Below are 20454 nucleotides of genomic sequence, written 5' to 3'. Positions count from 1 at the left end.
GACGGCTCAGCTCCCGTCGACCAGCCGTTCGCGCAGCCGCTCACGGGTCTCGGCGGAGAGCCCCAGCCCCTTCGACAGGTACTTCTCGGTGCCGCCCCAGGTCTCCTCGATCGTCTCGAACGCGGCGGACAGATAGGCGGCACGGGCGTCGAAGAGCGGATTGAGCAGCTCCATGACCTCGGCGGACATGGCCTCGGGGGAGTCGTCACCCCGCTTGACCTTGTAGCGGCGATGCGGGTCGTTGGACTTCAGGTAGTCCGCCTCGATCGCGTCGCGCTCCACGCCCACGGCCAGCAGCGTCACCGCGATCGACAGACCGGCGCGGTCCTTGCCGGCCGCACAGTGCATCAGCGCCGGGACGCTGTCCTCGGCCAGTGCGTGCACGACGCGGCTGTGCTCGGCGGTCCGCTCCCTGATGATCATCCGGTAGGAGGCGATCATGCGCCTGGCGCCCTTGCCGTCGGCCAGGATCGACTTCAGCTGGTCGAGGTTGCCGTCCCGGACCATCTTCCAGAACTCCGCGCCGTCGGCCGGGTCGCTCAGCGGCAGGTTCACATTGCGCACGCCCGGCAGCTCGACGTCCGGGCCCTCCAGCCGCTGGTCCGCCGCGTTGCGGAAGTCGAAGATCGTGTGCAGCCCGAGCGAGGCGAGGAAGACGGTGTCGCTCTCGGTCGCGTGCGCGAGGTGCCCGCTGCGAAAGAGCCTGCCGTGCCGCACATGACCGCCGTCCACGGTCGGCAGTCCGCCCACGTCCCGGAAGTTTCGTACTCCGGCGAGCCGGGGTTCGGTCGACGAGGCCTGCGGCAGCTGCTGCGTCACGTGGACTCCTTCAGGTGACTGCTGTCGGCGCCGGTCGCCGACGATGGCGCGATCCGACGATACGGCACAGGTTCATCGGCCAATCATCTCGCGAGCGCCGGTGCGTGCGGCGGGCGTCTCTGCCCAGGCGCGCCCGGCTGCGGGGGCGCGCGGGGTCGTGTGGGGGTTCGAGGGGCGCCGCGCCCCTCTCACTCCATTCCGGAGCTCATTACGGGTTCTCCGCGCCCATTGCGACCTGCGGGTGAGGAGCATGCCGAGTGATCACGCTGTGCAGGGTATGGCCGCCGGGACCGATTCCCTTTGCGTGAAAGGGAACCTCTTTCGCCACGCGTTGCTGTCGGCGGCGGCCGCCGAATTCACGGGGATGGGACCGGGCGGCGGGGACTGCGTCGGAGACCGAACGGCGGCACGGGACGAAGTCGGGCGTTGCGGACGGAGTTTGATGCCTAACTGGATGGTTAGGGGATCTTTTGTGCCTTCTGTCCTAATTGGGCCTTTGTGACTAACGTGCCCCGTCTACAGGGGAGATGGGACATGCTCCGTGAGCAGGATCATATCCGTGACGGAACGTGCCCGGTTTCCCCGTGTCAATTCCCTTGCCGACGAGGGAATTGACTGTTATGCCTCCACGGAGGGTGACGGGAAAGGCGTCCCGAAATCACGCCCGGCGGAGATCGGGAAAATTCGTGGCTTGTTACCGCCCGGTGCGCTCGCCTACGGTCACGCTCAATCCGGACGGACCGCCTAATCCTGCCGCCGACCGGAGCTCGAACCCACCCACGTGTGGCAGGAGCGGGGGACCCAGGTAGTACGCCGTATCGGAAATTTCGGACGGCTTGGGGTTAATTCGCGCATTCAGCTCGAACGGGCATCTCCAGTCCGAACCCGACAGCTCACCTCGCAGGCGCCGGAGAGGAATGCGTCATGCCCGGAAAGGGTAAGCACCGCCGTCCCAAGGCCAACCCCCTCACGCGCGGTTTCGTCGCCGCCGGTACGGGTGGTGCCGTCATAGCCCTGCCGCTGCTCGGTGCCACCGGCGCCAACGCCGCGCCCGCCTCGGCCCCCGCAGTGACTCCGCAGCAGGCCGCCGCCTCGGCACCGGCCTTCGCCGCCGCGGCCGCTCCGGCCGGCAAGAAGGCGCCGAAGACGTACACCGTCGTCGCCGGCGACTACCTGGCGAAGATCGCCGACGAGCAGGACGTCCGAGGCGGCTGGAAGCGTCTCTACAACGACAACCGTCGCGCCATCGGTGCCGACCCCGCGCTGATCCACCCGGGCCTGGAGCTGACCATCGGCGCGAAGTCCACGGCGAAGAACGACCCGGAGCCGCGCGACGCGTCCGAGGCCCGTTCCTCGCGCGACGCCTCGCGGACCGCTCCGGCGCCGAAGGCCCCCGCCAAGAAGGCGCCCGCCGAGAAGGCCGCCACCCCGGCCTCCTCCGGCTGGACCGCCCCGGTCGAAGGCGGCATCTCCACGCCGTACCGCGCGTCCGGTGCCATGTGGTCCAGTGGCTACCACACCGGCGTCGACTTCATCGCCGGAAGTGGCACCAGCGTGAAGTCCGTCGGCCCGGGTACCGTCGTCTCGGCCGGCTGGAGCGGTTCGTACGGCAACGAGGTCGTCATCCAGCACGGTGACGGCACCTACTCGCAGTACGCCCACCTCTCCTCCCTGTCCGTCTCCAGCGGTCAGAGCGTCTCGGGCGGCGAGCAGATCGGTCTGTCCGGTTCCACCGGCAATTCCACCGGTCCCCACCTGCACTTCGAGATCCGTACCAGCCCCTCGTACGGCTCGGACATCGACCCGGTGGCCTACCTGCGTCAGCACGGCGTCTCTGTCTGACCCGCAGTCAGACGCGCGTCCCTCGTTCCGTCCGGCGGCGGAGCGAGGGATTCCGCGTATTCCGGCTCGGTCGAACTTCGACGGTGGTAAAGATCACTTCCCGTCAACCCCTCCTTACGGTCGCGTAGGTCACATCCGTAAAGGAAAGATGTGCTCTCGTGGCAGACGATTCGAGAACAGAGAACAAGGGCGCATTCGGGTCGTACGCGGCGATCGGTGACAGCTTCACCGAAGGCGTGGGAGACCCCGGTCCCGACGGGACGTACGTCGGCTGGGCGGACCGGTTCGCGGTGCTGCTCGCCGACCTCATGCCGGAGAACACCTTCCGGTACGCCAACCTCGCCGTACGAGGCCGTCTCCTCGACCAGATCGTCGAGGAGCAGGTCCCGAGGGCCAAGGAACTCGCCCCGGACCTCGTGACGTTCTGCGCCGGAGGCAATGACATCATCCGGCCGGGCAGCGACCCCGACGATGTGGCCGAGCGGTTCGAGCGGGCCGTCGCCGACCTCACGAGCTCGGTCGGCACCGTCATGGTGACCACCGGCTTCGACACTCGGGACGTGCCGGTCCTGCGCCATCTGCGCGGAAAGATCGCCACGTACACCGCGCACGTACGGGCCATCGCCGACCGCCACGACTGCCCCGTCCTCGACCTGTGGTCGCTCAGGTCCGTCCAGGACCGGCGCGCCTGGGACGCGGACCGGCTGCATCTCTCCCCCGAGGGCCACACCCGCGTCGCCCTGCGCGCCGCCCAGGTGCTCGGCCTCGACGTGCCCGCCGACCCCGACCAGCCCTGGCCGCCGCTGCCGCCGCGCGGCGCACTCGAGGTGCGGCGCGACGACATCAACTGGGCGCGCGAGTACCTGGTGCCGTGGATCGGCCGGCGCCTGCGGGGCGAGAGCTCCGGCGACCACGTGGCGGCCAAGCGTCCGGACCTGCTGCCGCTCTGAAGGGCGTGCCGAAGACCCGTCCCGGGACGGCGCCGCAACACAAGGACGCACAGGCCGAGTCACTGCGCCGGCCGGACACCCAGGGCACGTGCGGTCCGCCCGCGGGTCAGCGGGCCGTCGCCGTGACGCCCGCGCGATCCACGCCCAGCTCGCGGGCCAGCGCCTCGTCCGTCCACTGCAGCATCGCCGCACGGGTCAACGAGCCCGAGTAGGAGGTCATCTGCACGGCGAGCCCGTCGAGGAACGCCGTCAGACGCCAGGCCGCCGCAGCGGGGTCCTCGCACGGGAACTCCCCCGCCGCCGCGCCCTCCGCTATCACCTCGGTCAGCGCCGCTTTCCACTGCTGGTCGAGAGCGCGGGCGACCTCCCGCAGGGCCGGATCACGCAGCGACGCGGCCCAGGCGTCGATCCACAGCCGCCAGCCCTTGGCCTGCCCGGTCGGCGCGTACCACCGCACGGCGGCCCGCAGCCGGCGCAGCGCGGACGTGCGACGGCCCAACAGTTTGCGCAGATGGGCCAGATCGGCATCGGCGGCGTGGGTGAACGCCGCCGCGACGAGCTGTTCCTTGGACGCGAAGTGGTAGAGCACCAGGGCGCTGGAGACGCCGAGCGAAGAGGCGACATCGGCGATCCGCACGGCCGCCACACCACGCTGTTCGATCTGCTCGACAGCCGCGTTCAGCAGTTCCTCACGCCGCTCCTGCACACTCAACCGGATCCTGGCCACGGGCGTCACCCTACACAGCCGATCATGGGCGAGATCGCTCCCGTACCGCACGGAATTCGCCCTGGCGGCCGGCGCCTCTCAGGCCGTCGTACGGGCGGTCGGCGGCAGCGCGGCCGGGATCTCGCAGTGGTCCTTGAAACCCTGACTGGTCAGCCCCAGCGCCGAGTTGATGCGCGAGCGCAGGTTCTCGACGGCAACCATCGCCGTCAGCTCAACGTACGCCTCCTCGCCCAGTGCCGTGCACAGCCGCTCGGCCAGCTCGTCGGTCACCTCCGGCGGATTGGCGGTCATGGCCTCGGCGTACTCCAGGACGTCCCGCTCCAGCGGGGAGTAGGCATCGCTCTCGCGCCACACCGGCACGTCGTGGAGCTTGCGTGCGTCCATCCCGCGCGTCCGGTTCAGCCAGTGACCGAAGTCCAGGCACCAGCTGCAGCCGATCGACGCCGCGGCCGCCGTGGTGGCGAGCGCCTTGAGGTCCTCGTCGAGCGCCTTCCACTTGGCGACCGACGTCTCCAGGCGCAGATCGGTGAACAGCACCCCCCGGTGGTGTCCGAGCGCCCGGACCGGGTCGAGAGCCTTGCCGTACGTGCGCCGGGTGTACCACTCGATCACACGCAGGAACAGGGAGCGGCGTGGTTCGAGGGAGATACGGGCCATGTCGGGCCTCCTGGGGTCGTCGTACGCGTCGTGGTCCACGCCGTCGTACGGGCCTTCGCGGTGTCCTTCACGGATACGACGGAGCGGTCCACCGAGATGTGACATCGCGCCCGCCGATTTCCACGGGCACCGGGGAGACGCTTCAGGAACACCTGCGCCGGGGCGCGCGTTGCCCGGTCATGACGGATCGGACGCACAGCAGGACACCCGGCGTGAGCGCGCCCGCACGTAATGGACAGAGCCTCGATCACCAGGAGGTGTCGTGACCGGCGCTGCCTCCCCCCACTCCCTGAGAGCCCGGATGCGTATCCTCAGACCGCCAGCCTTCGGAGCCGACCCGGCCGGGGAGCGGATGGCCCGAATCCGCCGCTCCCCGAACTTCGCCGACGGTGTCTTCCGTAACCCGGAGGGCGCCCGGACCAGGCCCTCCGGCGGTTCCATGGTCGAATTCGCCAAGATCTACTTCCAGAAGGAGGCACGGGCGCGCCGGTCACCGCTCGGCGAGGTGCCCGTGCACCCCACCACCGTCGCCGACCTGGCCGCACCGCCCGTCTCCGGGCTGAGGCTGACCTGGATGGGCCACTCCAGCGTCCTCGCGGAGATCGACGGCCGCCGGGTGCTGTTCGACCCCGTCTGGGGCGAGCGCTGCTCCCCCTTCACCTTCGTCGGCCCCAAGCGGCTGCATCCCGTGCCCGCGCCGCTCGCGGCCCTCGGCACCGTCGACGTGGTGGTGATCTCACACGACCACTACGACCACCTCGACCTCCCCACGATCCGGGCCCTGGCCGGCACCGGCACCGTCTTCGCCGTCCCGCTCGGGGTGGGAGCGCACCTGGAGCGCTGGGGTGTGGCTCCCGACCGGCTGCGCGAGCTGGACTGGAACGAGTCGGCCTATGTGCACGGCATACGTCTGACCGCCACTCCGGCCCGCCACTTCTGCGGCCGCGGACTGCGCAACCAGCAGCACACCCTCTGGGCGTCCTGGGCCGTCGCGGGCCCGGAGCACCGGATCTACCACAGCGGCGACACCGGCTACTTCACCGGCTTCCAGGACATCGGCGCGGAGCACGGACCGTTCGACGCGACCATGATCCAGATCGGCGCGTACTCGGAGTACTGGCCGGACATCCACATGACACCCGCCGAAGGCATGCGGGCCCACTTGGACCTCCAGGGCGGTACGCCGTCCGGTGTGATGCTGCCGATCCACTGGTGCACGTTCAACCTGGCTCCCCACGCGTGGGCCGAGCCGGGCGAGGGCACGGTCGCCGCCGGGGCCGGGGCGGGCGCGACCCTCGCGCTGCCCCGCCCGGGCGAGCCCTTCGAGCCGACGTCCGGACTCCTGCCGTCCGCGCCGTGGTGGCGCGCGGTGGCGACCACCCCGGCGGGCGGCTGGACCACGGCGTCGGAGGCGGCCGCGGCCACGGCACAGGCCGTCACGGCACCGCAGGCACCCCCGCCCAGGGACGAGGACACCGGCACCCCGGAGGCGGCACCGTCCCGCTGACGCGGGTCTGCGCCGTGCCAGAGCGAGGCCCCCGCGGGCAGGGCGCGGGGCCGCTCCACTCGTAGGTGATCACGAGGAGTTTCCGGTGTCGCCAGAGCTCGTCGAAGATGACGTGCTGCCGCCCGAGCACGATCGCGTACTCCTCCTCGGTGTCGACGTACCTTGTGGAGTCCGGCAGGCTGAGAAAGCGCATGCACCGGTCGGGGTGCGCGCTGCGCAGCAGGCGTCCGAGCGGCAGAGTGCCGGCCCAGCGGGCATTTCACGCCGCGTCCCCACGCGTCGTGTTGCCGTCGGCGGCAGGCACCATGAACCACTCTCCAGGAAGGCTCGGACCTCGGCAGCGAGGTTGAGCATGTCCTCTCCCGCCGCGTGAACCGTGGTGGTCTCGAAACACCACTCCTCAGCGGGTGGCCGGTCGTGGAGCCCCCACGTCAGATGTACGTAGCCTCTCGAACCGTGTGTGGCCGATAGCGTCAGATCATGCTCAAGAGAGCGCCACGTCCGGGCTCCCTCCCATCCTCTGAAGTCCTCGGCCAACTCGTAGAGGAAGGAGTCGAGGCCGTCGCCCCCAAGCGTGCCAGCTGCGGCGCTTCATGGGCACGCACAGCGGTCGCAAGGCGCTCTACGCGCAGGCGCTGGTCGCGCACCTGGACATCGAGCGCGTTCCCCGGCCGCTGGAACGCCTCCTCACCCACGTCTGACACGCCGACGTCAACGCCTGCGTGCGGTGCCCGTCAGAGATCGGAGAACCGGCGTCGCTGGTCGCTTGCCGAGCCATCGGTGTGCAGTGTCAACGCGCACCCGCGTCAAGCCGTCAGCGACACCGTGATCGTCCGCGTGTCTTCTTCGACCGCGGGAGCACCGCGTGAACTCTGCCTCCAGCGGGCCGAGTCCGCTGTTGCCCCCCGGCCGTCGATGCATTCGCGCAGCAGGTCGCCCTGTCCACAATGGTGGGCGTACTCCTCGATCCTGTACCCACAGCTCGCGGATGGAGGTGTTGTCGTGATCCACGCGCGCACCAGCTCCGAATGCTCGGCCGGCGCAGCGTCGGCTCACATGCCGGCCGGCGCAGCCCTGACTCCGGTTCTGCCGAACCTACGAGGACAGGCGGCCTGTGAAGGCCGTTTTGAAAAGCGTGTTCTTGGTGAAGTGCTCGAGATAGCGGAGGTCGCTCACTTCGACGGTGAAGTGGGCGGACGCCCCATCGTCCTCGTCGAACTCATCCGAGCTGTCTCCCGAATGCGGGCCCTTGGGAGACCCCGTAGCCGGCGGGATCGCGGTACTGCACGCTGCCGGTGAGGGTGGTGCGGTCGCGTGCATCGGTGAACACGTCGAAGACGTACGTCATGCGCCCGGAGCCAAATGATCAGAATTGACATCTTCCCTGACGCGGTTGCAGAGGCAGAGCAGCCGGCTGTCGCTCTCTGAGGCGCTGATCCCAGGTCAGGTGCCGTGCCAGGCCGCCATGAAGCGGCGGAGACCATCGGTCCGCCTCGGCCGGGACAGGACCACTTCGTACTCCGTTATCGGGCTGACGTACGAGCCCTCATACCAGAGCGGGACGAACTGTGGGAAGTTTCTCAACTGCGCGCCGCATGCGTCCGCGCGGCGACTACCGTGAGTGGCCGGTGATCCACAGTGGGCTTTCCTTCGCGTGCCCTCGGCCCGCCGTGCACCGACGTCGCCCAACCGCAGTACGCCGATTCCTGGGGACCCAGGTACCAAGGACGCTGATGTCTCAACTACGCGCATCCGCCGCGCGGTCCGACCGCCGAGAGGGAGGGCGTCACGGCCGGCCAGGCGCCCGCGCCCTGTCGTCACCGGGGCGGGCGCACACCTCCCCGGCGCCGCCGGAAGCTCGCATACGACCCCAACTGCTGCGCACCGCGGTCCTGCCCACCGTGGTTGCCGCACTCAGCGGCGCCGCAGCGGTGCTGTTCACCCTGCGCAGCGCGTCCCCCGAGCCGACCCTCGCCCTGTGGGTCGTGCTCCTGGGTATGGCCGCACTCGCCATGACGGCCGTGGGAGCGGCCGCCGTGGGCGCCGACCGCACGGCCAGGTCCCTGCTCGACCGCGCCTCCGCGCTGCGCCGCACCATCGCGCGCGGACAGGCCGAACTGCGTACCGTCGTCGACGGACTCCGCCGCGGCGAAGGGCCGCCGCCCCGCTACAACCCTGGACCGCCGGCCCCGGGCGCGGACGAATTCGACCTCCTGGCAAAGGAGTTGAGCCGCTACCACGACGCCGCCGTCGCGGCCGTCGTCCAGGCGGCCCGGCTGTCCAGCAGCGTCGGCAACGAGCAGAAGGTCGAGGTCTTCGTCAACCTCGCCCGGCGGCTCCAGTCGCTCGTCCACCGCGAGATCCAGCTGCTCGACGAGCTGGAGAACGAGGTCGAGGATCCCGAGCTGCTCAAGGGCCTGTTCCACATCGACCACCTGGCGACCCGTATCCGCCGGCACGCCGAGAATCTCGCCGTCCTCGGCGGCGCCATCTCCCGCCGTCAGTGGTCCAACCCGGTCGCCATGACCGAGGTGCTCAGGTCGGCGATCGCCGAGGTCGAGCAGTATCCGCGGGTCAAGCTGGTGCCGCCGGTCGACGGCACCCTGCGCGGGCACGCGGTCGCCGATGTGATCCACCTGCTGGCCGAACTCGTCGAGAACGCCACCCTGTTCTCGGCGCCGCACACCCAGGTCCTGCTGCGCGCCCAGCACGTCACGGCCGGGCTCGCCGTCGAGGTGGAGGACCGCGGCCTGGGCATGCCGCTCGGTGAGCAGGACAAGATGAACGCCCTGCTCACCGACCCCGACCAGGTCAATGTCGCGCATCTGCTCCAGGACGGGCGGATCGGCCTGTTCGTCGTCTCCGCGCTCGCCCGCCGGCACGGCATCGCCGTACGGCTCCAGTCCAACATCTACGGCGGGGTGCAGGCCGTGCTGGTCCTGCCGCAGAGCCTGCTCGGCTCCGATTCGAGCTCTCTCGCCCAGAACGACGGCGAGCGGGCTTCGACGGGGCGTATCACGGCCACCGCACCGCCCCAGCTGCCGCAGACCCAGGCGGCTGCTCAGCCACCGGCCCCGTCGCAGCCTCCCCCGGAGGCGCAGCAGCCGCAGCAGCACCACCAGCCGCAGCAGCTGCATCAGCAGCCCGCCCGTGCGGACGCCCGCACGCCGTCCGGGGCACAGCCCCGTCAGCGGTCGCTGCCCGCCCAGCGTGAACCCGTTCGCGTCTCGGACCGGCTCGCGCCCCTCCCCGTACGCGGCGAACACGACGACGGGCCCAACCCGGCCACCGGGCAGCCCGGTTACGGCACCCAGGCCCACCACGACACGGCCGCCGGCTCCCGACAGCCCGTCGGGGACCCGCTGCGGCCGCATGTCGCGGGGGACACCACGGGCCGGCCCCAACTCCCCAAGCGCCGCAGCCAGGAGCACCTGGTGCCGCAGCTGCGCGACGCGCCCGCGCCGCGCAGGGACGACGACCATGCCCTGCACGACCCGGGACTGATGGCCGCCTTCCAGCGCGGCATCGGCCTCGCCGCGTCGCAGCCGCCGGCCGAACCGCCCCCCGCACCATCCGACCTGCATTCCCAGGACACCACCTTCAAGGAGTAGATGCACCATGGCGAGCGATGTGCCGTCCGGCCACGTCTCGGACCTCGACTGGCTGCTCAGCGGCCTCGTGCAGCGTGTGCCGTACACACGCAACGCTGTACTGCTCTCCTCCGACGGCCTGGTGAGATCGGTGCACGGCCTGGACAACGACAGCGCCGATCACATGGCCGCCCTGGCCTCCGGCCTCTACTCGCTGGGCCGCAGCGCCGGAGCACGCTTCGGCGACGGCGGCGAAGTGCGTCAGGTGGTCGTCGAACTCGACTCCACTTTGCTGTTCGTCTCGACGGCCGGCTCGGGCACCTGCCTGGCCGTGCTCGCCGGACGCGAGGCCGACGCCGCCGTGCTCGGATACGAGATGGCGATGCTGGTCAAGAGCGTACGGCCATACCTGGTCACGCCGGCCAGAGCGGCCGCGGGGACGCCGAGCGCTGCGGGGAAGTGACGTGCCGGCGCCCAAGGACGGGCCGCTGCTGGACGACGCGGCCGGGCGGCTGATCCGTCCCTACACGGTCAGCGGCGGCCGCACCCGTCCGACGGCGGCGCTGGATCTGCTCAGCCTGGTGATGGCCACCGGATCGGTCCCGCAGGGACAACTCGGCCCCGAACACTCCATGGCGCTCGGACTGTGCCACGGCCCGACCTCGGTCGCCGAGATCTCCGCGCACTTACGACTGCCGGCCGTCGTCACCAAGGTGCTCCTGTCCGACCTCGTGGACTGCGGTGCCGTCACCGCGCGGGCACCGCGCTCCCATGACACGCCTACGGACCGTTCACTGCTGGAGGCGGTGCTCGATGGCCTACGACGACGGCTCTGAAGCCGCTCGCCTGTTTTTTCCGACCGCGCTGAAGATCCTCGTCGCGGGCGGCTTCGGAGTGGGGAAGACGACGTTCGTCGGAGCGGTCAGCGAAATCGACCCGCTCAGCACGGAGGAACTCATCACCCAGGTCAGCGCCACCACCGACCGCCTGGACGGCATCGAGTCCAAGACGACGACCACCGTCGCCATGGACTTCGGCCGGATCACCCTGGACGCCCGCCATGTGCTCTACCTCTTCGGCACACCGGGCCAGGAGCGCTTCTGGTTCATGTGGGACGAGCTGTCCGAGGGGGCGCTCGGAGCGGTCGTCCTCGCGGACACCCGCCGACTGGAGGAGTCGTTCTCCGCGGTGGACTTCTTCGAACGGCGCGGCATCGGCTTCGTCGTCGCCGTCAACGAGTTCGACGGGGCGTACCACTACGAGCCCGACGAGGTGCGAGCGGCGATCGACCTCAGACCGGAGGTGCCGGTCGTCCTGTGCGACGCGCGGGTCGCCGGCTCCGGGATCACAACCCTGGTCACTCTCGTCCAGCATCTGCTCACCACCACCCCTCAGCCCGCCCCGGCACCGAGCTATGGAGCACCGACATGACGTACGACCCCACCGGCCATCTGCTGCTGACCCCGGTCGACCGTGAGGCACCCGCCCGGGTGCGGCGGCTGCGCCAGCTCGGTTTCGGAGAGCGGCCCGACCCGGCCTTCGACGACTTCGCCCACAAGCTCGCGGAGGTGACCGGCGCACCGTACTCGATGGTCAACTTCATCGACGAGAACCAGCAGTTCTTCGCCGGACTGCACACGCCGACCGGCACACACAGCGGCGCTGACCTGGGCGCGGCAGGCGGTGAGGTCAGCCGCTTCATGGCCCGCGACCACGGCTACTGCCCCCACGTGGTCGTACGGCGCAAGGCGCTGGTGCTGGAGGACGTCTGCGACTACCCGCGCTTCGCCGGCAATCCGGTCGTCGACGAGATCGGCATCCGGTCCTATCTGGGGGCGCCGCTGATCGACCGCACGGGGATCGCGCTGGGCACGATCTGTGTGGTGGACACCGAGCCGCGGCCGTGGGGCAGGGCGGGGCTCGCGACCATCAAGTCCCTTGCCGCTGAGCTGATCGAGCAGATCCACCGGCGGGAGGACGGACGCATCTGAAGTAGCGGGCCCCGGGGTGCAGGCTGCTCCCCGGGGTGACGTGTCTTCGGAACCTCGCAGCGCCGGAGCCCTACGCCGGCCGATCGCGCACGCCTTCTTCGGTCCACCGCACAGCCCGACCTTCCGCGCAGGCCTTCTTCCATCGACCGCGCGGCCCAACCGACCGTGAAGCTCGTCGCCTTGCCGCAATCGGCAACAGCCTGGTGCGGCTCGCGGCTCGCGGCTCGCGGCTTCCGGCTCGCGGCTCCCGGCTCCCGGCCGAAGGCCACCACTGTCGCCGCCGACCTCGTGTGCGGGCCGTTCTCGCGGCAGCGCTCACCCGGTGGGCGTCATGCGTACGACTTCGGACAGCCGCTGCGACCACTGGCCCCTCGCCGTGCCGAGCGCGACCTCGGCCAGGCGGAGCAGTTGTACGTCCGAGGTTCCCGCGGGCGCGAACATGTGCAGCGCGTCCCGCATGTAGCGCTCGATCGGCCGGTCCGTGAACAGCCCGGCCGCGGCATGGATCTCCATGGCGTTGCGGGCCGAGTCGATCGCCGACTCCACATTGACCAGCTTGGCGTTCATCAGCTCCGCGTCGCACGGCATGCCCGCGTCGAGCAGATGCACGGCGTGATAGGCGGCGAGCCTCGATGTCATCAGCCGTGACTGCATCGTGCCCAGCTTGAGCTTCACCGACGGCAGTTCGTGCAGCGGTTTGCCGTAACGCCGGCGCTGCTCGCAGAAGCGGGAGGTCTCCTCCAGGATCGCCCGGTGGATGCCGAGGGACACGGCGGTGAGGTTGGCACGTCCGTACAGAACGCTGGAGGAGTACGCCACGGACAGTCCGTCGCCCTCGTCGCCGAGGCGGTTGGCGGCCGGGACACGGCAGTTGTCGAATGACAGCTCGCCGAAACTGAAGCCGTGCAGTCCCATCGTGGGTTTCTGCTTGCCGATGCGGAAGCCCGGCCGGTCCGACTCGACGAGGAAGGCGGTCAGTCCGCGGGAACCGGGACCGGTCCGGACTACGACGCCGTGGAGATCGCCGACGTGGCTGTTCCCCACGTACACCTTTCGGCCATTGAGGAGGTAGTCGTCGCCGTCCCGGACTGCGGTGGCGCTCATGCCGAGCACATGCCCGCCGGAGTCCGGCTCGGTGACGGCGATGGTCGGCAGGCATTCGCCGGCGGCTATCGCCGGCAGCCAGGTCTTCTTCTGCTCGTCGTTGCCGAAATGGACAATCTTGGCGACGCCCAGCTGCGACGCCTGGACCATGGCGCCCATCGCCCCGCTGACCCGGGACAGCTCCTCGATGATGATGGTCTTGGCGAGGTGGCCGAGGGACATGCCGCCGAAGTCGGCGCCTATGGTGGCGCCGAGCCAGCCCTGCCGGGCGATCAACAGGGAGAGGTCCCGGTCGACCGTGCGCGCCGCTTCCATGGCCGGAATACGAGGCCTCACCTCCCGCTCGGCGAAATCCCTTACCTGAGCGCGCAGCTGATGATGCAGTCGGCTGGCGAAGTAACCGTCCATCGCGAGCTCCCCTCCGCTTTACGCCTGTTCGCGCAGTTGTGCGAGCAGGTGGTGCATCGGCAGTAATCCCGTCCCGAACAGGCCGACCACTTCAGCCTGTTGACCCTTTCCGACCGGAACAAGCTCGATGTCAACTTTGGCCGAAATCCAGAGTGCTGACGTTTGATTGAAGATATGGGCCGGGTGGGTACCACCGGTGTTCGTGCTGCTCGGGACCATTCCCCATGGATCTCCTTCTGCCACATGCCAACGGCACAAGGAGCGTCGGCATATGGCGGAGGATAGTTGGGGGATCACCTCAGATGTATGCAGGAGTGCCGTCGGACACCATCTGCAGGATCGATACAGCGTCCAACTGGAACGAAGGCAGCCGTTCCTGATCGGTGCCGGACGAGTCGGCCGGCGCATAGAGGCGGCACACGGCGCACGGCGCCCTGAAGGCTCCTCCTGGGTGCACGCCCCCGCGCGTACGGAATCGGACACTCCTGGAAGGTCATGCGCGGGGCCCGGCCGGAGAGGAGGCCGCCGGGGGAGCGGAGACGCTCCCCCGCGGCGCGACCTCCCCGCCGATCCGGAGCGCACGGGACCGCGGCCCCCCGCGGCTCACGCAGCGCGAGCGCCACCACCTGCTGCCCCATCTCGGCGAGCGGAAGGGCGACCGTGGCGAGCGCTGGGGACAGCTCCTTTACGAGCGGGATGTCGTCGAAGCCCGCGAGCGAGACGTCCTCGGGCACCCGTACGTCCTCCTCCCGGAAGGCCGTGAGCGCACCCACGGCCACCACATCGGTCCCACGAACACGCAGGTGGGCAGCGGGCCCCGGGGCCGGCGGCGCACGCACGGCGGGATGCGGAAAGCGCTTTCTCGCGGCTGTGGGCAGCGTAGGTTCCGCTCACGGGCGGTCAATGGGTCCGAAGTGTCCACTGTGTCAGGCAGTTGGCGTGCGGCGGCCTGCGGCTGCGGCCGCGGGGTCATGACGCGCGGCGGCGGCGCGGGTGGCGCGTCGCAGGCTGTGGGGGGAGCGTCAGTAGTACGTCATACGGTCGCGGGCGAGTGTCAGTGGCGGGTCGTACGGTCGCTGTATGACCACTGCCGACGACGTACGCAGAATCGCGCTGGCACTGCCGGGCGCGATGGAGAAGCTGTCCTGGGGGATGCCCACCTTCCGGCTGGAGGCGGGCGGGCGGATCTTCGCCTCGCTGGACGACGACGACCGCGTGATGGGTGTGAAGTGCCCCAAGGAGGACCGGGAGGAGCTGATCACCGCCGAGCCGGAGAAGTTCTTCCTGCGCGCGGGCCACGACGACAACTACGCCTGGATCCGGGTACGTCTGGCCGCCCTGGAGGACGAGGACGAGCTGAGCGCGATCCTTCGGGACGCGTGGCGCCAGGCGGCCCCGCGCACACTCCTGGACGCGCACCCGGAGCTCGCGGCAACCCCGGGGGAATGAACGGCGGGGCGGCGGTCGCCGCGCGGGTGCGCTGTACGAGGCTGTGCTGAAGGGGTCCCCTGCCTGAGTTCGCACTTCCCCGTTCTCCCTGGCCGAGATGTAAAGGGAGATGGGGTGCTCGAACCATGCGGAGGCTTCGGGCAGGTCGCGGATCAATGCCGGCGTCTCCGGCTCGACCCTCAGCGGGGCGAGAGACTTCCAGCCGTGATGGATCACGTCCCATGAGGCTCCGAACTTCTGGGTCACGGCAACGACGGTGGTCTCGCACCCCAGACGACGTCGCTCTCATCTCCGTGTCGGAAGCAGCAGTCGAAGCGCCTTCCCACCGGCACATCGGCGGAGTTGTACGAGCGGAAGAAGGTTTGCTCGTTCGCGGACCGCGGTGGAAAAGCCCGACCGAGAGCCGCGAGCGCACTCTCGTCGGCGCGACTCTCCACCAGCAGAACGCGTTCAGTGACCGCGGTGTCCTCTTCCTTCCTCACGCGGCCGTTCTCGCGGCCTCCGCCGGCCGCGATCGGCCCCTCGTCGCGACCGTAGCGTCCTCACGAGGTTCGCGAGATCTCACCGCCCGAGGAAGGAGGCGAGCCGCGCCCGCAGCCCCGCTGCGTCCAGCCCGTGCGCCGTCAGGTGTTCCTCGATCGTGCCGTACCTGCGCAGCTCGTGGCGGGAGACTCCGAGCCCCAGCACGCGGTGCGGCACCTCCGCCAGGGCCTCGGTCGCCGATGCCGTCGACGTGCCCGCGAGATACGGCTCGACGATCACCGCGTCGGCGGCGCCCTGCCGGACGGCCGACCGCAGTGTCGCGCCGTCGAAGGGGCGCACGGTCGTGGCGTACAGCACGGTGACGTCGAGGCCTTCCGTCGCCGCGAGCACGTTGTCGAGCATCGGCCCGACCGCGATCACGACCCCGCCCCGGCCCTCCCGTACGGTCAGGAAACCCCCGCCCGGCAGCGGCCGGGGCTGCGTGTTGGACTGGTTCGACAGGCGGACGTACACGCGGTCGTCGCCCGCCGCGGCCTTGCGCAGCAGCGCCTCCGCCTCGTCGGGGTGGCCGGGGACATGGACCGTCCAGCCCTCAAGGGTGTCCAGGAGCGCGACATCGCCGGGCGACATGTGTGTGAAGCCGCCGGCCGGCCAGTCGTACGACGCGCCGGCGCTCACCAGCACGCCGCCCACCCCTTGGTGGCCGAGGTCCAGCTTCACCTGCTCGAAGGGGCGCTCGACCAGAAAGCTCGCGAACGTGTGCATGATCGGCCGCATCCCGGTGAGCGCGATGCCGCCGCCGGCGCCGATGAGCAGCTGCTCGCGGATGCCGACATTGATCACCCGGTCCGGGTGTCGCCGCTGGGCGGCGTCGAAACCGTCCCGGCTGATCTCCGCGAGGACGAGCGCGAGCCGCGGGTCCTCGTCCAGCAGTCGTGTCGTGGTGGAGATGAAGCGGTCGCGCATCGTGTCCATCGTGGGTGGTTCCCTTCGCGGAAGCGGCGGAAGCGGCGGAAGCGGCGGAAGCGGCGGAAGCGGTGGAAGCGGCGGAAGCGGTGGAAGCGGTGGAAGGGCGTGGGGCGTCAGGCGTTCTTGGGCTCGGCCCGGGCGATGACCACCCTCGGTCGGCCGGGGTGCTGTGCGGTGAAGGCCGTGTGCAGCGCCTCGTGGTCGCGGCCGTCGACCGTCTCGACCGACCAGCCGGCCGCCTCGAAACGGGCGGCGATGCCGCCGGGCCGGCCGTACGTCGCGGAGGAGTTGTCGATCACCAGCGTGTGCAGCTGCTCCAGGCCGGCCGGTCCCGCATAGGCGATCGCCTCGTGATTGCTGCCCTCGTCGAGTTCGGCGTCGCCGATCAGCACCCACACCCGCGGATCGGTCAAGCTCTGTGCCCGCAGGCCGAGCGCGGTGCCGACGGCGAGCGGGAGTCCGTGGCCCAGGGAGCCGCTGCCGATCTCGGCGCCGGGCACGAGCGTGCGGTCGGGGTGATGCCCGAGAGGGGAGTCGTACGAGCCGAAGCCCGGCAGCCACTCCGCGGGAAGGAAGCCCTTGACCGCCAGCACGGCGTAGTACGCCATGGGGCCGTGCCCCTTCGAGAGCAGGAAACGGTCGCGGGCGGGGTCGTCGGCGGTCTTGGGCGTCACCCGCAGCACGCGGTCGTACAGGACCCACAGGGCGTCGAGGGTGGAGGTCGCGGCGGGACCGTGCTTCTCGTCGCCGGTCATCAGGGCCATGAGGCGGTTCAGGTCGCGGAAGCCGGCTGCCGGGACGGTGCGTGTCGTCGTCATGACTGCCACCGTGCAACCTCAAGTTTGGTTGAGGTCAAGCATGTCGCGATCGGGCGGGAACGGCGCAATACGGGTTCGTGACCACCGGGCCGAGTGCGGTATTGTTCTCATGCGCGTACAGCCGGGGGAAACCCCAGGTCACACGGGCATCGGGACGTGGCGCAGCTTGGTAGCGCACTTGACTGGGGGTCAAGGGGTCGCAGGTTCAAATCCTGTCGTCCCGACTTGAAAGAGTCGCAGGTCAGGGGCCGTTTCAGAGCAATCTGAAACGGCCCCTTGGTCATCCTGGGGGCCAGTCGTGGCCGGCCTCCTTGACCGCGTCGAGTGACGGCGGCGATCCGCACCGTAGCGAGCGTGGGGCCGCGGAGCGCCGATGCGGGTGGAGAGTGCGGCTCCGGCAGCGGTGATCTTGTGGACGCCGGGGATCAGGCAGCGTCGGGTGGTCATCAGTGAACCGTCCCCGGCGATCTTGCGCAGCACCTACCGCCGGGACCCGGCCTCGGCGAATCTGGTGAGGCCCGAACGACGGGTGCGTCCCGATGGCAGCCGCATCTCGTGCCCGTCGATGTCACCGTTGGCTCCGAGGGCCGACGTCGATCGTGGCCTCACCCGCAAATCCAGAGAGAAAGTCGCCAACTCCCTTGGCGCAACCAGGTCATGCCCAGCGGCGTAGCAGCAGCGCCCAGGAATGCGGCGGACACCTCCTCCCGCACTCATGCCGGCAGCCTGGATCAGCCGAGATCGCAAGCCGTCGGCTCGCCGTGCGGCACGTGAGTGAATTCCCGCTGAGACATGTTCTGTCGACTTCGGTTCCCGTTTCGATGTCTGGTTCGGCGGCATAGCGTTGCCCCGTCAACGGACCGAGCCCGGCCGACTGGAGATGCTTCGTGGTGTCGAATGTGGATGAACGTATGAAGGATCGAGCCTTCAGGACACTCGACGGCATTCGCGGTGTCGCCGCGCTGTGCATCGTCGTTCTGCACTCGCACCGGTACTTCGGGGACCCGCTGCCATCCGCACAGATGGCCGTTGACCTTTTCTTCGTGCTGAGTGGTTTCGTCCTCGCGCACGCCTACGAGGAGCGCTTCCGTGAAGGCATGAGTCCTTGGCGCTTCATGCTCGCGCGGTATGTGCGGCTCTATCCGGTGTACCTGCTGGGCATCATTCTGGGATTGGTGCAGGCGCTGAGCATGATGCGGTACCAGGGGCAGGAGGTGATGGAGAACCACCCGGACCAGGAGTGGACATGGCTCCTGACGGACCTTCCCTTCGCGGCCCTGATGCTGCCCGATCCGTTCGCCGCCGCTCTGTTCCCGCTCAACGGGATCATGTGGTCGATCTTCTTCGAACTGCTCGCCAACCTGGTGTGGGTATTGTCCCGCCGACTCCTCGAATCCACCAAGGTTCTCGTCGGTGTCGTCCTCGTCTCGGGGGCGCTTTTCACCGGTGCTGCTCTCTGGTGGGACTCCACGGCTCTCGGCGTCGGCTGGGATACATTCGCCGGTGGTCTAGCGAGAGTCCTTTACTCGTTCATGCTGGGAGTTCTACTCCATCGTTTGCACCGCACCGTACAGGTCCCCCGAATTCATCCGCTCCTCCTGCTCGGAGTTCTTCCGGTACTTGCCGCCTTCGATCTGAGCACCGTTGGCCAGCTCTTCTGCGCACTGGTGGTGCTTCCCCTGCTCGTCCTGCTCGGCGCAAAGGCCGAGCCACAGGGGGGCACGGCCTATCTGTGCAGCAGGATCGGACTCGCCTCGTACGCGGTGTACGCCCTGCACAAGAGGCTGTACATGCTCAGCTGCGGAGTCCTTCTGCAGTTCTTCGGTCTGCGGGTGGAGCAGTATGCGCCATGGGGCGGCCTGGTCTTCCTCGCGCTGCTGGTTTCGGTTTGCGTCCTGCTGGTCGACCGATTCGAAACTCCTGCCAGGCGGGCGCTGTCGCGCCGCCTCATCCCGTCCCGGGTCGTGACGTCGACGGTCATTGCGTCACCTCCCCGGCAGAGCGAAGATCCCGATGCGGGCCAGGACAACTCACGCCCACAGGTCGGCCCGTCGTCGAAGGACTCCTGGAAGTGAACAGGGGCCACTGACGGGATCAGATCTTCCCGTGCGATCGGGTCAGGACGCGGGCGCGTCCAGCTTCGGCTTCCGCTTCACATCGGTCACCTTCACGTCCTCCGTCTCCGGAGCCCCGAACGCTTCGACGGTCACCCCGCTGCTGGTGCCGGTGACCTCCAAAGCCAAGTGGCTGCCCATCACACGCAAGTCGAGCCTTGCCCGGGGCGCGCCCGCATGGTTCGGTATCTGGTGAATTCGCGGCGCCGGGTAGTCCAGGTCCGTCAGCTTCTTGTGCATCGCCTGGTAGCCGGTCGTCTTCGTGTTCTTGAACGCCTCGCTGACGTGCTTTGCGTGCTCGATGCCACTGCACGTCTCGATACCGGTCAGCGGCACCTCCTTGACCGGCTTGGGCCCGGTGGAGTCAGGGGTCGGCCTCGACGGCGCCGGATCATCCAGGGGGATCGGTATGTCTCCGTCGGCGGTCGGAACGCCCGGCGGGGTCTCGCCCGGCCCGTACCTCGGTGTGGGCGACTCCTCCCAACCCGGCAGGTCCTCGGGCCCGGGCGCTCCACCGCTGCCTTTGGGGGCGTCCGGCGCGCAGCTCTGCGTGATGCGGGTCGTCAGCTCAAGGAACCGCATCTCCGGATCTTTGTCGCTGGCCTTGGCGCCGGGCGGGGTTGTCGCCGAGACGGCGCTGCCTGCGGGGGTCTGATCGGTGGCGGCGTTCAGGGTGCCGCAGCCGGACAGGACCATGCAGGCGAGCGCGGCCACCACCACGGGCTTCGGGAGGGATGTCGATCGCATGCACGCATCATGCGGATGCCGATCACCGGGCACATGAGTACTCGTACTCACCCCCTCACCCGGACGGGCCGAGGAGGCGGGGCCCCGTGCGGGCGAGTCGGTCGCCTGCAGGTCGGCGGCACATCGCGCCCCGCGACACACGACGGACCACAGCAGATCCGGGCCGCGATCGCGAGCGGTGGGGGCCACACGAGTGCAACTCGTACACCGTCCTGACGAGCGTCGTTGTGTGCCTGTTTCGGTGAAGCCGTCGACGTCTATGGATCCGGTGCTTGGACG

General features: G+C 69.5%; 20 protein-coding genes, 1 tRNA gene, 2 pseudogenes and 1 riboswitch. Of the genes and pseudogenes, 11 read left to right on the top strand and 12 right to left on the bottom strand.

Annotation, left to right across the window (positions count from 1 at the left end; all coding sequences use genetic code 11):
• Positions 1-6 precede the first annotated feature (6 nt).
• Positions 7-819: a tyrosine-protein phosphatase gene (locus tag ACH5AF_RS12745; RefSeq protein ID WP_398901616.1), complete on the bottom strand. Its 813-nt coding sequence runs from the start codon at positions 817-819 to the stop codon at positions 7-9.
• A gap of 764 nt (positions 820-1583) precedes the next feature.
• Positions 1584-1739, top strand: a riboswitch (cyclic di-AMP (ydaO/yuaA leader).
• 4 nt (positions 1740-1743) lie between these two features.
• Here ACH5AF_RS12745 and ACH5AF_RS12740 point away from each other — a divergent pair.
• Positions 1744-2661: a peptidoglycan DD-metalloendopeptidase family protein gene (locus ACH5AF_RS12740; RefSeq protein ID WP_398901615.1), complete on the top strand. Its 918-nt coding sequence runs from the start codon at positions 1744-1746 to the stop codon at positions 2659-2661.
• A 158-nt stretch (positions 2662-2819) separates the two neighbouring features.
• Positions 2820-3611, top strand: coding sequence for an SGNH/GDSL hydrolase family protein (locus ACH5AF_RS12735; protein ID WP_398901612.1), 792 nt, complete (start codon positions 2820-2822; stop codon positions 3609-3611).
• 106 nt (positions 3612-3717) lie between these two features.
• On the opposite strand, the gene ACH5AF_RS12730 is transcribed toward ACH5AF_RS12735, so the two are convergent.
• Complete coding sequence (locus ACH5AF_RS12730; RefSeq protein ID WP_398901610.1) at positions 3718-4338, bottom strand: TetR/AcrR family transcriptional regulator; 621 nt, start codon at positions 4336-4338, stop codon at positions 3718-3720.
• A gap of 78 nt (positions 4339-4416) precedes the next feature.
• Entirely contained in the window at positions 4417-4995 is a 579-nt protein-coding gene (locus ACH5AF_RS12725) for a carboxymuconolactone decarboxylase family protein (protein ID WP_398901608.1), read from the bottom strand.
• A 301-nt stretch (positions 4996-5296) separates the two neighbouring features.
• On the opposite strand from ACH5AF_RS12725, the gene ACH5AF_RS12720 reads away from it, so the two are divergent.
• Complete coding sequence (locus ACH5AF_RS12720) at positions 5297-6502, top strand: MBL fold metallo-hydrolase (RefSeq protein ID WP_398901607.1); 1206 nt, start codon at positions 5297-5299, stop codon at positions 6500-6502.
• A gap of 312 nt (positions 6503-6814) precedes the next feature.
• Here ACH5AF_RS12720 and ACH5AF_RS12715 read toward each other — a convergent pair.
• From ACH5AF_RS12715 to ACH5AF_RS12705, 3 genes and pseudogenes are all read right to left on the bottom strand, one after another.
• Positions 6815-7078, bottom strand: a pseudogene (locus ACH5AF_RS12715) (DUF6228 family protein); the annotation flags it as partial.
• Positions 7079-7407: 329 nt separating this feature from the next.
• Positions 7408-7507: pseudogene (locus tag ACH5AF_RS12710) on the bottom strand (DUF664 domain-containing protein); the annotation flags it as partial.
• Positions 7508-7721: 214 nt separating this feature from the next.
• The gene (locus ACH5AF_RS12705; protein WP_398901606.1) at positions 7722-7850 is read right to left on the bottom strand and encodes a hypothetical protein; all 129 of its coding nucleotides are present in this window, start codon (positions 7848-7850) and stop codon (positions 7722-7724) included.
• Positions 7851-8235: 385 nt separating this feature from the next.
• Between ACH5AF_RS12705 and ACH5AF_RS12700 the strand changes: the two genes are divergently transcribed.
• The 5 genes from ACH5AF_RS12700 to ACH5AF_RS12680 are packed head-to-tail and all read left to right on the top strand — an operon-like array spanning position 8236 to position 12083.
• A complete protein-coding gene (locus tag ACH5AF_RS12700; protein WP_398901605.1) occupies positions 8236-10113 on the top strand; it encodes a sensor histidine kinase in 1878 nt (625 codons plus the stop codon).
• A 7-nt stretch (positions 10114-10120) separates the two neighbouring features.
• Positions 10121-10555 (top strand): roadblock/LC7 domain-containing protein, encoded by a 435-nt coding sequence (locus ACH5AF_RS12695; RefSeq protein ID WP_398901604.1) that lies wholly within the window; start codon positions 10121-10123, stop codon positions 10553-10555.
• 1 nt (position 10556) lies between these two features.
• Positions 10557-10928, top strand: coding sequence for a DUF742 domain-containing protein (locus ACH5AF_RS12690; RefSeq protein WP_398901602.1), 372 nt, complete (start codon positions 10557-10559; stop codon positions 10926-10928).
• Positions 10906-11523, top strand: a complete 618-nt coding sequence (locus ACH5AF_RS12685) for a GTP-binding protein (RefSeq protein WP_398901601.1) — start codon at positions 10906-10908, stop codon at positions 11521-11523. The genes ACH5AF_RS12690 and ACH5AF_RS12685 overlap by 23 nt, the downstream gene beginning before the upstream one ends.
• Positions 11520-12083 carry a GAF domain-containing protein gene (locus tag ACH5AF_RS12680; RefSeq protein WP_398901600.1) on the top strand — a complete coding sequence of 188 codons (564 nt, stop codon included), beginning with the start codon at positions 11520-11522 and terminating at the stop codon, positions 12081-12083. Before ACH5AF_RS12685 ends, ACH5AF_RS12680 begins: the two co-directional genes overlap by 4 nt.
• A gap of 315 nt (positions 12084-12398) precedes the next feature.
• Here the strand turns inward: ACH5AF_RS12680 and ACH5AF_RS12675 are convergent, their stop codons facing one another.
• The 3 genes from ACH5AF_RS12675 to ACH5AF_RS12665 all read right to left on the bottom strand — a co-directional run bounded on the left by ACH5AF_RS12675 (position 12399) and on the right by ACH5AF_RS12665 (position 14329).
• A complete protein-coding gene (locus ACH5AF_RS12675) occupies positions 12399-13595 on the bottom strand; it encodes an acyl-CoA dehydrogenase family protein (protein WP_398901599.1) in 1197 nt (398 codons plus the stop codon).
• Positions 13596-13613: 18 nt separating this feature from the next.
• Positions 13614-13814, bottom strand: coding sequence for a hypothetical protein (locus ACH5AF_RS12670; RefSeq protein ID WP_398901597.1), 201 nt, complete (start codon positions 13812-13814; stop codon positions 13614-13616).
• Positions 13815-13888: 74 nt separating this feature from the next.
• Entirely contained in the window at positions 13889-14329 is a 441-nt protein-coding gene (locus ACH5AF_RS12665) for a substrate-binding domain-containing protein (protein WP_398901901.1), read from the bottom strand.
• Positions 14330-14675: 346 nt separating this feature from the next.
• Between ACH5AF_RS12665 and ACH5AF_RS12660 the strand changes: the two genes are divergently transcribed.
• Positions 14676-15044 (top strand): MmcQ/YjbR family DNA-binding protein, encoded by a 369-nt coding sequence (locus ACH5AF_RS12660; protein ID WP_398901596.1) that lies wholly within the window; start codon positions 14676-14678, stop codon positions 15042-15044.
• A gap of 561 nt (positions 15045-15605) precedes the next feature.
• Here ACH5AF_RS12660 and ACH5AF_RS12655 read toward each other — a convergent pair.
• Entirely contained in the window at positions 15606-16502 is an 897-nt protein-coding gene (locus ACH5AF_RS12655; RefSeq protein ID WP_398901595.1) for a transketolase family protein, read from the bottom strand.
• Between the two features lie 107 nt (positions 16503-16609).
• Positions 16610-17314, bottom strand: a complete 705-nt coding sequence (locus ACH5AF_RS12650) for a transketolase (RefSeq protein WP_398901594.1) — start codon at positions 17312-17314, stop codon at positions 16610-16612.
• 150 nt (positions 17315-17464) lie between these two features.
• Here ACH5AF_RS12650 and ACH5AF_RS12645 point away from each other — a divergent pair.
• Together ACH5AF_RS12645 and ACH5AF_RS12640 are read left to right on the top strand one after the other, a co-directional pair.
• Positions 17465-17538 (top strand) — tRNA-Pro (locus ACH5AF_RS12645).
• 663 nt (positions 17539-18201) lie between these two features.
• Positions 18202-19389: an acyltransferase family protein gene (locus ACH5AF_RS12640; RefSeq protein ID WP_398901593.1), complete on the top strand. Its 1188-nt coding sequence runs from the start codon at positions 18202-18204 to the stop codon at positions 19387-19389.
• A gap of 42 nt (positions 19390-19431) precedes the next feature.
• Here the strand turns inward: ACH5AF_RS12640 and ACH5AF_RS12635 are convergent, their stop codons facing one another.
• A complete protein-coding gene (locus ACH5AF_RS12635) occupies positions 19432-20175 on the bottom strand; it encodes a hypothetical protein (RefSeq protein ID WP_398901592.1) in 744 nt (247 codons plus the stop codon).
• Between the last annotated feature and the right edge of the window lie 279 nt (positions 20176-20454).

This window comes from Streptomyces sp. NPDC018833 (genome assembly GCF_044390825.1).
GTDB lineage: Bacteria > Actinomycetota > Actinomycetes > Streptomycetales > Streptomycetaceae > Streptomyces.
Note: the sequence above shows the minus strand (reverse complement) of the source record. Positions and strands in the feature narration are given on the sequence as shown.

Coding starts and splice junctions, on each gene's coding strand:
- ACH5AF_RS12685 (WP_398901601.1), top strand. CDS start 10,906: ATGGCCTACGACGACGGCTCTGAAGCCGCTCGCCTGTTTTTTCCGACC.
- ACH5AF_RS12660 (WP_398901596.1), top strand. CDS start 14,676: ATGACCACTGCCGACGACGTACGCAGAATCGCGCTGGCACTGCCGGGC.
- ACH5AF_RS12720 (WP_398901607.1), top strand. CDS start 5,297: ATGCGTATCCTCAGACCGCCAGCCTTCGGAGCCGACCCGGCCGGGGAG.
- ACH5AF_RS12650 (WP_398901594.1), bottom strand. CDS start 17,314: ATGACGACGACACGCACCGTCCCGGCAGCCGGCTTCCGCGACCTGAAC.
- ACH5AF_RS12635 (WP_398901592.1), bottom strand. CDS start 20,175: ATGCGATCGACATCCCTCCCGAAGCCCGTGGTGGTGGCCGCGCTCGCC.
- ACH5AF_RS12740 (WP_398901615.1), top strand. CDS start 1,744: ATGCCCGGAAAGGGTAAGCACCGCCGTCCCAAGGCCAACCCCCTCACG.
- ACH5AF_RS12670 (WP_398901597.1), bottom strand. CDS start 13,814: ATGGTCCCGAGCAGCACGAACACCGGTGGTACCCACCCGGCCCATATC.
- ACH5AF_RS12700 (WP_398901605.1), top strand. CDS start 8,236: ATGTCTCAACTACGCGCATCCGCCGCGCGGTCCGACCGCCGAGAGGGA.
- ACH5AF_RS12675 (WP_398901599.1), bottom strand. CDS start 13,595: ATGGACGGTTACTTCGCCAGCCGACTGCATCATCAGCTGCGCGCTCAG.
- ACH5AF_RS12725 (WP_398901608.1), bottom strand. CDS start 4,995: ATGGCCCGTATCTCCCTCGAACCACGCCGCTCCCTGTTCCTGCGTGTG.
- ACH5AF_RS12655 (WP_398901595.1), bottom strand. CDS start 16,502: ATGGACACGATGCGCGACCGCTTCATCTCCACCACGACACGACTGCTG.
- ACH5AF_RS12705 (WP_398901606.1), bottom strand. CDS start 7,850: ATGACGTACGTCTTCGACGTGTTCACCGATGCACGCGACCGCACCACC.
- ACH5AF_RS12680 (WP_398901600.1), top strand. CDS start 11,520: ATGACGTACGACCCCACCGGCCATCTGCTGCTGACCCCGGTCGACCGT.
- ACH5AF_RS12695 (WP_398901604.1), top strand. CDS start 10,121: ATGGCGAGCGATGTGCCGTCCGGCCACGTCTCGGACCTCGACTGGCTG.